This window comes from Haloquadratum walsbyi C23 (genome assembly GCF_000237865.1).
In the GTDB taxonomy this organism is placed as follows: domain Archaea; phylum Halobacteriota; class Halobacteria; order Halobacteriales; family Haloferacaceae; genus Haloquadratum; species Haloquadratum walsbyi.
Window position 1 is genome coordinate 2378369 of record NC_017459.1, and the last position, 14252, is coordinate 2392620.

A 14252-nucleotide genomic window follows, 5' to 3' on the forward strand; every position below is an offset into this window, starting at 1 on the left:
TACTCCGATCTCATCTCCGTTCATATGGTGAGCGTACCAATCGGATATAATAGATTTAAACCCGAGCAATTTGAAATTAAATCCAGATCAAGGAGGTCACCAGCGAGATGCTTTACACATCAGTAGATTGGGTCCTCTATCCCGTAATGAAACTGGAACAAGAGGGACCGAAAATCTCCAACAATCATATGCAGGAAAACTGGGACCGGAAAATCACTCGGTGCGAGGTGTGTGTCTCCACAGGCACAGAGATAGGCTGAGTCTCACATCATCGACTTCCGATTTGCGTATGTAGATTGCTCGGATTCCCAGTCGGACGCTAAGGCAAGTCGGGAAATGGCGAGACAACTTTCAGATGCAGTTGATGATCAAACAAATATTTCCCGCGTGGGTATCGGTGCCGCGGACTATCGAGACATCACATGGGAGTTTCTTGATACACATGACAGTGATGTATTTGTCGCCTGTCGCGTTCTGAGTATATAAAAACGGCGTGAGCCGTTAGTGACGGCCCGTAATGTCTATGCAATTTGATTCAGCAAGGCCGTCAGAAGACGTAACGGACGCCTCTAACATCAATTCTACTGATCTCGTCGCTGACGAACTGTACTCGCTGCTTGACGAAGTCGACAGCGAGTCGATTGCCGATGAATTCAAGATTGGGCTCCATTCCGACAAACACGACTTCACAAACCACGTCAAGACGGCTGTTCGTGAGGGTCTTGACCCCTCCAGCTCACTCGCTGAACTTGAGGATAAGACCATTGTCGACGACTCACTCGAACACATGCCTAAATCACGGTTTTCAGAACTCACGAACGACCGCGACTACTGCGCGGTCGTTCAACTCCTCTTCGAAGTACTACACACACCACAGTTGTATCATCAACGTGGAGTTCAACGAAAACGACTGGAGTGGATGACACGAGGTGTTGTCGCTGTTGATGCCACAAACCTCGAACTTACGCGCTCTGTTGTCGTCTCAGACGAGTTCGTCGGAGACGACGACAAGGTCTACAAGATCGACACAGACGATGGTGGTCTCGAACTTCACTGCGCAGCACGTGTGGATGGAGAAAACAAACATCCACTCGACGCTACTGTTACAGAGGGCGACACCCACGAAAGCCCGCAGTTCGATCTCCTCAAGGAAGATGTCGAGGTCTTTGCAGACCTCGACTCGGTAATCTGGGTCTTTGACCGCACATACACGCGATATCTACGGTTCTGTGAGATCAAGCATAGTGACAATGATTTTGTCACACTGATGTACTCAGACGCTTGATTTGAACTCAGTGAGACACTCGAAGAGTTCGAGGTCACCGTCTCAGGGAACAACACCGCTCAGCCGACTCACTCAGATGAGGAATCAACACGACGGGTACAGGTTCGTGATGAACGAATTGAGTGAGCTGAGACTGGCGAAGAGTTCCGCAGGATTGTGCTAGAAACGCCCGATGGAGAAGAGATTGAGTCCCTGACGACGCTGGCGTCGTCAGAGTACGATCCAATCGACGTGATCAACATCTACACACTACGGACAGTGATTGAGATCCTCTTCCGAGAGTGGAAACAGTACCTCAACATCGAGAACTTTCACTCGAAATCGCTGAACGGCGTGTTATTCGAGCTGTTCTGTGCATTGATTGGATATATGCTGGTCGTATGGTTTCGCCAACGCCACCCAGTCAAGGGTGGCGTGGCGCGTGCTATCCAGAAAGTTCGCACCTTCTGGAATGAGACGCTGGATTCATTCGGCTAATCAACCTTCACTTTCCGGCGACAGCCGTCACCCACCAGCGACGGCTGTCGCCTGTGCCGCGATCATTCATCGTTTCTTTCCTTGAACTGCTATTTCTCTTGGCTCAACACGGATGTCACCGACAACTGTTCGATGAGTGAACTCCCATACGATTCTTACCCAGCAGTTCGTTGGGAGAGAATTTCGCCGGGCTTTATGAACCCAGAACGCGACAGAACGTGGCAACGACCAGAAACAACCCATCAAAGTATGGAAATGAAGATCTCATTTCCTTCGCTGGTCGTTTGACAGTTTGGAAATGTGGTCCCTCTCAAAATCCGCTACTATGGTGGTGCGACGGGGGCTTCAACGGGCGGAGTGAAGCCGCCGACCTCCACGGACTCCTCGCGGAGTTCGGGTGTAATTCCAGCCGACCCCTCACGGGGAAGGTCGGAGGGAATTAAATTCGCCTGCGGGTGCTGTGCAGACCCCAAACGGTGAAGCCTCGGGGCTTGACCCCGAGGTACTCCACTATCACCACCCGGATAATAATCAATTCTCTCTTGACAACTCCAGTAATGGATCGAGTGCCGACGCATATTCAATCGAGCGCATATCGACCCAACGGGCACTGCTCACTTCAGAACTCCTCTAACAGGTCGTCCAGCATCGGCCGCAGTTTGTACTTCTGATAGTGTTCGTCCCGCATCGTCTCAACATATTCACGCCACTCCTCTAGTTCACCAGCCGCCTGTGCCGCTTCGCCCGCGCGCCTGAGCCACCGGACGGCTGTCTCGTAGCTATCGTGTTTGCCCTGTTCGACAATCGGTTCAGCCTGGGCTTTGCACGTGCTAATTACCCAGTCCGGTCGCTCCGCAATCACCGCCTGGACGACGGGTTCGATGACACTGGTCCGACCGCTTCGCTTCGCAAGGGTGATTGCGTCGTCGTACTCGTTCTCACGGATGAACACCTCTGCTGCCCGAGCAGCAGTCTCGCCACCGAGCTGTTCAGTGCGGAGATATTCCAGCAAGTCGGTCTTGATCGTCTCCCAGTTGTCGGCAGCGAGTTCTTCGACCGCCTCGAAGGCACTCACTGACGGACTCGTCTCGAACGCAGTGATGGCTGCTTCAAGTGCGAGGCTGTCTTCACCAGCGCTGGCTGCCCGATCACGGAGCCATTCCGCCAGCGCGTCTTTTCCGTATTCCTCGACTGTCAGTCCGTGTTCGGCGACAGTGAAGGCCGCATCCGTGTGGCCATGTTCTCTGAGCGTCTGTGCCAGCGATAAAAGTGAGTTGGGGTCCGACAGGTGTTCGATTCCATACTCGACCGCCTCCTCGATTCGTCCCATCCCGACCAGCATCTCCGCGTGAGCGAGGTCGGCTCCTGCTGCTCGCGAGAAGTTGAGATACGCGTTAGGACGGTCCTGACGGGCGAGGATACGCAGACGGACATCAATCACGTCGGGTGCGTACCAACTCCGCTTGTCTTCTTCGAATTCCCCATGATTGAGGTCGCCCTCCAATGCATGCTGGACACGGTCGTTGTCCCACCCCTCTATTACCGCGTCGGCAGCAGCACCCAGGACCGTGCCGCTCATGAGATGCGCGAACGTCGTACTCTCGTCCCATTCTCTCAGTTGCTGCTCCCAGTCAGCTCGCTTCTCTTCGGGTAGATCGGCTATGAGGACTGCCTCGACGAACAACGTACCAAGATCGCCGATCGTCTCGAAGAGGTCCGGGACATCATGTGGCAGCAGCCCGGTCCATCTGTTGGTCACGAGGACCTCTGTGGTGGCTTCGAGAATGTCGAGTGCCGTCTTGCCGTCACCAGCCTCAATGGCCAGCCGTGCCTGTTCGAGAAGTTCGTCCAGTTCCCCGGACATCCGCTGTGCTTCTGCATGGGCATCGTTATGACCGCGCTGGCTCGGCTTTGGCAATGCATGCTCGGCCTGCCGCCGAATCGACTCCAAGTTGACCGAGATTGACTCGTCAGTGGCTACCTCATCGGCGATCTCACTGGGTTCGAGACGGGTTTCAAACCAGTCAGCCACGTCTGACCGCTCCGCAGCGAATTCGACGAGCAACTCTTCGAGAGTCTCTCGATCCGCATCAGCGAGCAGGTCTGACAGCGGAGGCTGGGCACGCACACGCTCGGGGTTGCGAAGACACGTCAACAGCACGGCAACCCGGTGTTTGCAGATTCCACCGTGGTCGTAGGGACAGGAACAGTCCGTGTGAGCAACGCCGATGTCGTCGAAATTAATTGTGATTGTGTAGGGCTGGTACTGGCTTCCCTCGACATCAGCCCTGACTCTGTCTCCGCGTCGCACCACGTCACTGACTGCTTCCTGCTCGTAGTACGACTGTCCCCGCTGGTAGGAGTTGGATCTGGCCAGTTCCCTGATCGTTGCTTCCGTCAGGGGTGGCCACTCGTCATCATTCATGCTGGTGACTGCTACGAGGGAGGCAGTATTATGTTCTTTTCTGTGTCGTCCGTGAGCAGTGTGGATACCGGGTGTCGAACGGTTTCAGGAGTTGCTCAACTAGTGGAGTCGGGGTCGTATCTCTCGGCTGCTCGCTTGAGGTCGAATTGGAATCGCTCGTCGGATTTTTCGAGTCGCTTGGGATGAACGGTCTGTCCGAGAACTGTCATCAATCTCTCGCGCTGGGCGTCTGTGATCGTGACTGATAGTGATTAGTTCGAATAGTTTCACTGACGATGTCGAATGACGCGGGTTCAGCGGCTCTCATCACCGACACGGATAATCACGGCGGTAAAGACTTGCACTAATCACTATGAATAGTCAACTTCGGTCTGTGGTTCCCAGTGCTGGGGAAATCGGGGAAGTCCTGTTCAAAGGCTGGTTCCGGTGATCTGAGAAACATCAAGTCTTCTCTGGTATCGGGCGACTGAAGCAGTCGTTTGAGAAGCGTCAGGGCAGCCTCGGGATCAGCGAACACGACGTGTTTTAGCTTTCCCAATGGCCCAAGATTCACGATCCGTATCGGTTCGGTCAACGATCTGATCGAGAACCCCAATCTCCGAATGCCCGACTGCCCATCCCACCACCGGAATACGTACGGCAGGTCAGTGTCAATGACCGCTCCAGAGTGTCCAGCAATTCGTCTTCGCGTTCACCGAGGCTCATGAGTTCAAACGCAGATCCTCGTGGGACGCGTCGATATCGCGGTCATACTCATCGGCGATCATCTCCAACGCCGGCTCATAGTTTACCCGGTACTCCAATATGTGCTCGATTGCCTCGTCCAACGGAATGACCGAATTGCCGTCGATCCACTCGCGAGTGATCCCCCCACTCGTCGGGGATAATGACAATGAGTTATGAGATAGTGGGTACTCACTGGGATTCTCACACAGTGTTCATATCGGTAGGTGACACACCCCACTTTCGAAATGAAATTCGAAACATAGGTAACATTATAGAGATAGCACTCACACACCATCTTCGAAATGAAATCCAAGATATAACTAACATAATAAAGATATCACTCACACACCATCTTCGAAATGAAATCGGTTCTCTCAGTGAAAAATACAGTCAAACCCGATTTCGAAGATCTACTGTAGTTACACCACTGTTTCATCAAAGAATTTCATCTCAAAAAATCCACTTTTATCTCTCATGAGGGGTCTCGTGTTCAACTCGACACACGGCAATATTGTGTTTCATCTCGATGAAGGGGTATGAAGGGCGGGTTGTTTCTCAAGTTTGTCAATTTCATTTCGACAGAGGGGTGTTCATTTCATCGATAGTTCACCATGATATGAACTCTGATGAGATTTCATATCGATTGAGGGGTGTCTGAGCTGATGTTCACCATTTCATATCGATTAAGGGGTTTTCATATCGACTCCGCCCGTTTCATTTCGATGTCGACCCCTTCATTTCGACAAAGGTTCTCACAGAAGGGGTCCCAAGAGATCATATGAAAGATAATGACTCTGACTTGCGGCAGCCAAATGCCGAGTCTGGTTCTGGTTGGACACAGGAGTCCGAATCGTCTGTGGTGGATAGCATCCTCGATGGTGACGCACAGACTGTGTTCGAAAATAAGGACCTCGTGGACTCGAGTACGATTGTTGATCAAGACAGGATCTACGGTCGCAATGAGCAACTCGCTGCTGAGGCGCGGGCGTTTCGGGATACTCTCGATGGTGAGCGACCACCAGATCTGCTTCTCTACAGTCCCAGTGGAACAGGCAAGACGCTGACTGTCAAAGCCGTCGCGAGCAAAGTAAAAGAACGGACCCAAGAGAGTGGTATCGCGTTCGACTTCGTCGCGGTCAATTTCAAGACGATGGAATCTCACACACTCGACAGGGCAGTGTGGAAGTTGGGTCATCAGACGGCACAGAAAGCAGGCGTGGGTTGGGATGTGCCTCGATCAGGTGTCTCGACAGATATGAAATACACTCGACGCTACGAGATTGTCAACGAGCACTTTGACTCGCTCGTATTCATCCTCGACGAGATCGACGCGCTGACCGGTAGCACGGGCGCAGACGAACCGGCCTACTCCCGGCTTCTCTACAGTCTGAGTCGGGTCATGTCCGAACAACATGTTGATACGCAACTATCGACAGTAGTTATAACTAACTACCCGAAGTTCCGCGAGAATCTGGACAGTCGGACAGACAGCTCCTACAACCCGAACGGGATTCACTTCTCTGACTACGACGCTAACGAGCTCGTCGAAATCCTTGAACGACGTCGAGATGCGTTCAGAGACGACGCCCTCGAGGATGGCGTCATCGAGATTGTGGCTGCGTATGGTTCCCAAAACGAAGGTGATGCACGTCGAGCAATCGATCTACTCCGGGATGCTGGTGAGATTGCGAACCAAGCGGGCGATTCCACGGTCACTCAAGACCACGTCAGGTCAGCAAACCAGTCTGTAATGAAGAATCGGGTTCTCGAGATTGTTGGCGGGATATCTGTTCAAAAGAAGTTGTCTCTGTGCGCGGCTGCGCTTGTCGCAAAAGAGAATGAGCGAGTGGCTCCGAGTCCTGTAGTGTATGATATCTACAAAATTCTCTGTGAGGGGAACAACATGAAAATGTACACGCAGGAAACGGTAAATAGTCACATCAACAAAGCTGAAACATACGGTGTTCTGGAGAGTGAGCGATCAAGTTCCGGGTTTAAATCAGGAGTCCATCTCGTCTTTACATTCACCGAGCCCGTTGAGGCTGTCTTGGAAACATTGAATGAAGATAGCCGGCTTCAGGATATTCCGACCGAAGAGCTTGGAAAGGTAGTGAAGAGACGCCTTCGAGATTAGTATTCACGAGTTTCAGACAAACGATGGTGAGGTTGTCACGCGACCAGAACCACAACTAAGAGAAAGCAATCTTAAATGGCGATCGATTGACCTATTCAGCGGCGCCACTCGATTTCTTGAGGACGGATTTTTTCCCAACGACACGAAATATCCTGAGTTGATGTTTTCATAGCGATTAACCAACAGCTACCGGAGTATATCATACGTTAGCACCCATTCACACCGAGGGGGTCAAATCAAGAGCCCCATTCACACTGAGGGGTGCTGGATAGCGATTAACAGAACAGAGCTTTTAGTTTAGAGGATATCATCGACATTAGTCTCGGAACGTGATATTTCAATACTGTGGCGTTCATTATACGCGAACTATTCATCAACTACATTCAAGATATTGAATAAGATAGGAACAATCTCGGTCTGACTCACGTTTTCGTCTGTAATCTCCGTGTGTCGTCGCTAACAACGTGTGCTTACTTGGAGACGTTGTCGAGATCGTCGAGGTATCTTGATTGGACGATAGGCTTCCTTTGTCCCTATCAGAAAGCTCACTGAAAGAACGCTGGGGCAGAGTCAAAGAGCCGGTTCGGGAGAGGGGAGATTGTCCCGTGTGTCTAGGTGTCCAAGTGTCAGAGTCATATGAAGGCTGCCAACGAGAAAGTGACAAGTATGTATAATATTTGTAAAAATAACAACAAGTTATGAGATAGTGGGTACTCACTCGAATCCTCACACGGTGTTCATATCGGTGGGTGACACACACCATCTTCGAAATGAAATCGGTTCTCTCAGTGAAAAATACAGTCAAACTCGGTTTCGAAGATCTACCATAATTATACTACTGTTTCATCAAAGAATTTCATCTCGAAATTAATTATCTAGGAACAATCTCTAGGAGCCTCCATACAGTCCGACACAACTGCCACAAGATATTAGTTCTTGATTCACGTATCATGAATTACGATGGTGGTAACAAATGTCCCGGCTGCGAACGAGAACGGCTCGAAAGAGGGCACCGCACGCTCCTTTATTGCAGCCTCAGAGATACTGGTGAATCCCAACATCGCCAGAGTCTATACTGACATCCTGCTGAATCAGCCTACTACGAACAGCAGTATCGAGCGTAGACTCGATCTTGCCGGAAGTACAACCTCAATGCGGGTTGGAAAGCTCAAAAACTTAGACATTGTCGAGGATGTCAGTAGCGGGAAAGAGAGCCAGCTCCGGACTGATTCACTATTTCTCCCCGTTGGGGAGGAAGAGACGCGGATACTGTTTGACCCGCTTACGATCGCCGCTTACGGTGCAAGCGGCGAGGTCAGTGAGATCGAACTCTTCGTTGATCGGCACGGCAAGGCGAAGCTGCTGATGGCGGTTGAGCAGACACGGGCATATCTCAGTGGCGAGGTGACTCGTCGTGGAGCAGCAGACCGCCTCAATGTTGATGAGATCGAGGCTATCAGCATCACGCAGGCGCTAGAGCCAATCATTGCCCTGTTTGTCAAAGCAGGGCTCATCGATGATTCCTTCGAGCACGACGTACATGATCGGAAGATTCGAAACACTCCGTACGTGTTTGAGCAGGAATGAGCGATCGGCCGAAATTAATTGACTCTTCACCCCTCTACCCGATCCCGGATGCACTCCTCGTTGACTCGAGCGTCTTGGGTGGAATCGGGCGATCTACTCCAGAACGACGACAGCTAATCAACTACATTCAGTCGAATGATAAGCAGTTGTACGTCTCTACTGAAGTGGTCAAGGAGTTGAACAAGAAATGTGCTGGTCCCTACGGTGTCAATGATTGGCTTGATCCAATACGTAACGAGGACTGGATTGCTGCCTTCCAGAGCCGGATTACGGTACGGGAATCCGTGACGACCCTACCGTGAGCGAGATGATTGAGGAAGCACACAGAGAATTAGCCAAGCTCGAACAGGAGCGAGAAGATGAACTCCCGAAAACGGACGCCAAATTCGCCGGTAATCTCGTTCAAATACGGGTGTCTGAGGGTCACGATTCCGTGGGGTTGATCATCGACGACAGGAACGCAGAGCGCGCACTGTCCCAAGTAGTCAGTGAGACGGAGTACGAGCAATTCTTCCGGATACTGAGGGGACCAGAGGTATTAGAAGAGATACAATAACGTTCCCCTCTTCATTGGGGTCACCCTCCTCGCGCGGCTTGTGAGATGAGTATCGATGAGCAGTGGTACGAAACTCAGCTGTCGGTCCCGGTGGTCATCGTCGGCGCGAAGAGCGTCCAAGATGCAATCAACATTGCAGTTGCGGAAGTCGGTACGCGAACGAAGTCAACAGAAGCACGATCGTCGGAGATCCTCGTCCAAGATGTTATCTATCCCTCATATGTGTATGAAATGAAGCCGGCGCTCTGTGTGACGGATCTTGCTCTGGTTGCACTGACTGTTATTGTCGAGATGCTGGCAGAGTCTCATGAGGAGAGCGAGCGTATCGCGAAGTGCGAGTTGTGCGTCTAGATGAGGGACATCCCGCTCACGGTGTTGGAGACGCGATCGGTTGACGGGGGGAGGATGAAAAGCCAGAAACAAACTTCGCGGATCTTGGTCGTGAAGTCTAATCCAGAAGCGAAACAAAGCAAACGCAAGGATAATTGCTATAACAACCCCCCAGAGTGTGAATGGGATCCGTCAACGACACCCCTCGGTGTGAATGGGTGAATAGATAGCGAATTAAGATAACCACACCCACACCCCTCAGTGTGAATGGTATACCACCGCTCATACAAGATTCAATCTCTCCTGTTCAATGTCGGTACGTCACAACTGGTGACCTTCCTTCACTTCGCTCAGCGACCGGCTGCGGCGCAAGCGCCTCGTCTTGTAGAGATGTTTTACTTGATTAGTTGTTTTTGATAATGTATAATAAAACTACCTACTGGTGTGGTAGCGGTGGCGTTGCCAGTGCAGTTGAGCACACTGGACAGACAACACAGCAACAAATACCGCCCGATGGTACGGATATCCTTGGGTATAGACAGTCAAAAGCATGTTCGAGACAGTACTGCTGTGTGTTCTCTCTTCGGTTAAACCGGTGTACGAGTGTTGAGTTAGCATTATTGTGTCCTATGGTGGACCATTCACACCGAGGGGTGTGGGAGGTATCACCCCATCAGCTCTTGAAGTTCTGATGTCGAACTGATCAGTCCTCTCCGGGTGCTTCCTACTTCACCCTGTAACGAGTATGATCTGAACTTCCCATCATCTCCGCCCTCTTTCTTCTTCGACTCAAGAACACCTGTTGTCACGTGTTTATTTAGCAGCTCAAGAGCACGATTGTATCCTTTCGGCTCAACATGGACATCTTTCGCGACTGTTTGATACACTCGATGTATTTCTGAAGTTCGAAACCATTCTTTCTCCGAATTGTTCCGGTCCAGCCGAGTAAGTGCAAACAGGAGTAGCTTCCCTGATAATGGTGTTCCCTTGACCATTTCCATAAATAGTTCTACTTCAACGAGTTCGTCAGCTTCAGAGACGTGGTCCGCCGTGACGATCTCGCAACCCTCTTCATCGGCAACCTCACCAGCGTTTCGTAACAACCGAACTGCACGGCGGGCGTCACCATGTTCATCAGCCGCGAGCTCGGCCACTTCCGAGATCACATTGTTTTCCAGTACTTCCTGGTAAAATGCGTCACGGCGATTATCCAGAATAGAGACAAGCTGATCCTCCTCATAGGGTGTGAACGTCCAGTGATTTGGCTGAAGCGTTGATTGAGCTCTTGAGTCAATATCACCCTTGAACTCAATATCGTTTGAAATGCCGATCGTCACCACAGGAAAGTTAACATCATCTTTCGATTTAGCCCTTGACAGTGTGTAGAGAATCTCGTTGATCTCGTCGTGTTTATCAATCTCGTCAATTATCACAACGAGCCCACCCGGGAACTCTTTTTTGACAATAGGCCATAGTTTCTTGTTACGATAATGTTCCGCCGAGAGACCTAAAGATGGGACGTCGACTGGATCGTTGGCTTTGGCATTCACTTGTTCTGCTATCTTCCGAAAAGTGGAGGTGTATGTCGATATCGGGTCTGGATTAACGTACGCCGTAACAATCGATCCGTCAGTCCCTTGTGTCGTTACCTCAAGTCGTTCACAGACGTGCCTAGCGACCAGTGTCTTTCCGGTTCCTGTCTCACCCCACATCACGATATTGTCCGGAACCTCGTCTGTCCTCATCTTACGGAGATTCTTAGCTAAGGATTTGATTTTATTATCACGTCCAACAATCCGATTCGCATCTGGGAGATTATCTATTTCGAGCAACCACGGTTTCTCAAAGATTTTTGAGTTATCTTCATCGTTCTGACCGTCGACACTCAAAATCTCGTCAACAGTTGTCTGGGTTGTATTGTTATCGGTCACATTGAGGACATCTGATTCCATTCACATAAAGGTAACCGACCCTCAATGTGATAGGTCAATCCCTATTCACGTTTTAATACGACTGAGAGTACAATTCTGTATGTATATAAATTCTAGAAACTGAAGGGACCCATTCACACTGAGGGGGGGTCAAATCAGGAACCCCATTCACACTGAGGTGTGCTGGATGGCGATTAACAAAACAGAGCTTTTAGTTTAGAGAATATCATTGATATTCGATCTTATGAAGTACATTGTTGGTGGCGAGCAGTCGGGCGATTTTTTGTATTTCTCTACGGCACCTGAGCTTCCCAGAACGGGAGTGAGACAGCGTGAAAGAACCGATCTACCGAATTTACTCAGTTCGGAGAGTCATCACCAACAATCTGCTTCACAAGAGCGTTGATATTAGTCTCGGAACTTCTCACCGAGGAGATTTCGCTCGACGGGATCGCCGTCATTGCGAACGAGACGCATTCGTTCGAAATGATATCTGTGAGAACCGGGAGTTTGAGCTTCTGGAAAACACGCCCACCCCACTGGTTCCGCTGTTAGCAGATTGAAATGGGCGTACAACTAGACAGAAACTGTATCCTGATTATTACTGACGATAGTAATGATGTAGTCGGAATAATCTGTCCTAACATGAGTTCAGTACTTCCAACATACCCCACTGGTTCCGCTGTTACTGAAAAATAATTAATCAGCCAATAGAATCAACCGAGTATGTCTGACAACTGAGCAGTTACAAACGATAGTGTGATTAACAGTGGAAGTGGTGGGGTGGGTGTGTTCAACGATTAGACAGCAAAGACATCTGATATGTCGGTTCAGTTTATATGCTCAGACCTTGAGTTCATGATCAGCGCATCCCCTGAGTGTCAGTGGAATATTGTATATACGATCGGTTTTAAACTCGGTCACTGTCGATGTGTATATAGCTACTCTCGACTTTGCGTCTTCATTCATCGTTGTAGGAGCAAGATCAAGACAGTCAGAATGGCTTGTTAGACCTGCTGACACGAGTTGACAGTCACGATGATAGATTATCGAAGACGTTGGTTCGTTTTCAAATTGTGGCTTCAGTTTGAGCACAGCGCATCAGTGCAGGGAAAATGTATACGGCGTTTTATTTTCCCAAGACGAGACACTAAGCTTTCTTTATGAACGTGAACCGACCCAGTGGAAGGTATAGATGAATAAGATGAAAGTGAAAATTAACGGCATGTTCATCGGTCAAAACAGCGCTAAAGAGTCGGGAACCACGCTCGAGTAGTATCTCGAGTTCGCGTTTGCTGAAAGCACAGAGAGTATCATTGAGACGGTTTGAGAAGACCCACAGTTGGACGATGTGTACTACGATGAACTCCGCACTGTTGTGAACGCACAAGTTAATCGCTAGAGTAGGATTGACCGAAACAAATCGATAGGGGTGCGTCTGTGTGGTAGGACTGACCGAAACAAATCGATAGGGGCGTGTCTGTGTGATGGGGCTAATCAGAACAAATCGATAGAGGTGTGTCTGTAAGATATAATTGACCGAAACAAGTCGATAGGGGTGTGTCTGTGTGATGGGACTGATTGGAACAAATCGATAGAGGTGTGTCTGTGTGATGGGACTGATTGGAACAAATCGATAGAGGTGTGTCTGTCTGATAGGATTACACAAAACAGATCAGGATCCTGGATGTGAAGAGAACAATACGCTAGAACACGGTGTGAAGTATTCCTGAGATAAACCTCAAAGAATTGTCAGTGAAGTCTGCGAAATGCCCGACAACTATGATTCCGTATCCTCAGACACTGCGACGAAGCATTAAATCGGATTCATTCCCAGCATGCTGCGTGTGCGTAAGAGTTGATCATTGCAATATCATGCGATACCTATTGAACAAATACATTGAGTAATTTATTAATATAACCCGAGAATTTTCGAGTTGCTGACTGCTGAAGTATAAACCAAACCCGTAGAAGAAACTTGACCCCCGAGAGAAGCCAGGGGTGGGATTTGAACCCACGAAGTCTCGATTACAAGTCGAGTGCATGCACCGCCCATGCTCCCCTGGCACCAATTACAAATTAATATAGGGAATCCCCCTTTGAGTGTGTGTCGTTTTCGATTAATGAGAGCAGTTACCTATTCAACACATACTCACATCTGCGATTTTAATTTGAGATGGATTCTTTACTTCGAATCTCTCCTGTGGTCTAATTTTCCTCAGTAAAATCAAGAGTCCGTTCAAACTGCACTCGGTGTGCATCATATCCTTGTTGACGATAGAACTCTTGTGCACGCGTATTCTCTGCGAGCGTTTCAAGTGTGATTACTGTTGCACCTTGATTGTGGAGTTTGTCCTCAGCAGCACACAACAGTTGTGTTCCAATTCCAGCACCTCGTTTCGATGGAGTAACATAGAGATTTTGTATAATACCCCGAGTCTCTGAGAGTGTGTATGCCCCTCGCTCAATCTCATATGTCACGAAGCCAAGGATCTGGGTTTGCTCTTGTTCTTGCCCGTCTGTCTCAACACATGCAACATAAACACAGTCGCTTGCGATACGATGTGCAATCATCTCTCGAACAGCTTCTTTACTTTCCTCTGGCTGGATATATGATTCATACTCACGCTGATCAGCTGCCAGTTCAACCCACATATCAGTTATTTCATTGACAGCTCCGACTGAGGGGTGTTCAATTGTGATCGAATCTTGCATGGATTGAATCTGATGTCGTATTGAGTATTGAGTTGGACCGAGACCCAGAGGAGTTCTCCTCACTCATTATATCATTATTATCTCTC

At 49.6% G+C, this 14252-nt stretch carries 10 protein-coding genes, 1 tRNA gene and 2 pseudogenes; 7 read left to right on the top strand and 6 right to left on the bottom strand.

Translation table 11 applies throughout. The annotated features are described in order from the left end of the window. The first annotated feature begins 336 nt into the window (after window positions 1-336). Window positions 337-486: a hypothetical protein gene (locus HQRW_RS15890; RefSeq protein WP_158307755.1), complete on the top strand. Its 150-nt coding sequence runs from the start codon at window positions 337-339 to the stop codon at window positions 484-486. A gap of 18 nt (window positions 487-504) precedes the next feature. Then, window positions 505-1762, top strand: a pseudogene (locus tag HQRW_RS10620) (IS4 family transposase). A 323-nt stretch (window positions 1763-2085) separates the two neighbouring features. Here the strand turns inward: HQRW_RS10620 and HQRW_RS15895 are convergent. The 3 genes and pseudogenes from HQRW_RS15895 to HQRW_RS16530 all read right to left on the bottom strand — a co-directional run. Then, complete coding sequence (locus HQRW_RS15895) at window positions 2086-2235, bottom strand: hypothetical protein (RefSeq protein WP_158307756.1); 150 nt, start codon at window positions 2233-2235, stop codon at window positions 2086-2088. A 146-nt stretch (window positions 2236-2381) separates the two neighbouring features. Then, on the bottom strand, window positions 2382-4187 hold the full coding sequence (locus HQRW_RS10625; RefSeq protein WP_014556583.1) for an SWIM zinc finger family protein: 1806 nt from the start codon (window positions 4185-4187) through the stop codon (window positions 2382-2384). 701 nt (window positions 4188-4888) lie between these two features. Then, a pseudogene (locus HQRW_RS16530) lies at window positions 4889-5083 on the bottom strand (helix-turn-helix domain-containing protein); the annotation flags it as partial. Between the two features lie 608 nt (window positions 5084-5691). On the opposite strand from HQRW_RS16530, the gene HQRW_RS10630 reads away from it, so the two are divergent. From HQRW_RS10630 to HQRW_RS10650, 5 genes are all read left to right on the top strand, one after another. Beyond that, entirely contained in the window at window positions 5692-7047 is a 1356-nt protein-coding gene (locus tag HQRW_RS10630; RefSeq protein ID WP_014556584.1) for a Cdc6/Cdc18 family protein, read from the top strand. A 960-nt stretch (window positions 7048-8007) separates the two neighbouring features. Beyond that, window positions 8008-8634, top strand: a complete 627-nt coding sequence (locus tag HQRW_RS10635; protein WP_014556585.1) for a DUF7437 domain-containing protein — start codon at window positions 8008-8010, stop codon at window positions 8632-8634. Continuing rightward, on the top strand, window positions 8631-8936 hold the full coding sequence (locus HQRW_RS10640) for a hypothetical protein (RefSeq protein WP_049891992.1): 306 nt from the start codon (window positions 8631-8633) through the stop codon (window positions 8934-8936). Before HQRW_RS10635 ends, HQRW_RS10640 begins: the two co-directional genes overlap by 4 nt. Before the next feature lie 5 nt (window positions 8937-8941). Then, on the top strand, window positions 8942-9190 hold the full coding sequence (locus tag HQRW_RS10645; protein ID WP_231852311.1) for a hypothetical protein: 249 nt from the start codon (window positions 8942-8944) through the stop codon (window positions 9188-9190). A gap of 45 nt (window positions 9191-9235) precedes the next feature. Continuing rightward, window positions 9236-9541: a DUF555 domain-containing protein gene (locus HQRW_RS10650; RefSeq protein WP_049891998.1), complete on the top strand. Its 306-nt coding sequence runs from the start codon at window positions 9236-9238 to the stop codon at window positions 9539-9541. A 644-nt stretch (window positions 9542-10185) separates the two neighbouring features. On the opposite strand, the gene HQRW_RS10660 is transcribed toward HQRW_RS10650, so the two are convergent. From HQRW_RS10660 to HQRW_RS10675, 3 genes are all read right to left on the bottom strand, one after another. Then, window positions 10186-11451, bottom strand: a complete 1266-nt coding sequence (locus HQRW_RS10660) for an orc1/cdc6 family replication initiation protein (RefSeq protein ID WP_231852313.1) — start codon at window positions 11449-11451, stop codon at window positions 10186-10188. A gap of 1993 nt (window positions 11452-13444) precedes the next feature. Next, a tRNA-Thr gene (locus HQRW_RS10670) sits at window positions 13445-13518 on the bottom strand. A 141-nt stretch (window positions 13519-13659) separates the two neighbouring features. Next, window positions 13660-14166, bottom strand: coding sequence for a GNAT family N-acetyltransferase (locus HQRW_RS10675; RefSeq protein WP_014556590.1), 507 nt, complete (start codon window positions 14164-14166; stop codon window positions 13660-13662). Between the last annotated feature and the right edge of the window lie 86 nt (window positions 14167-14252).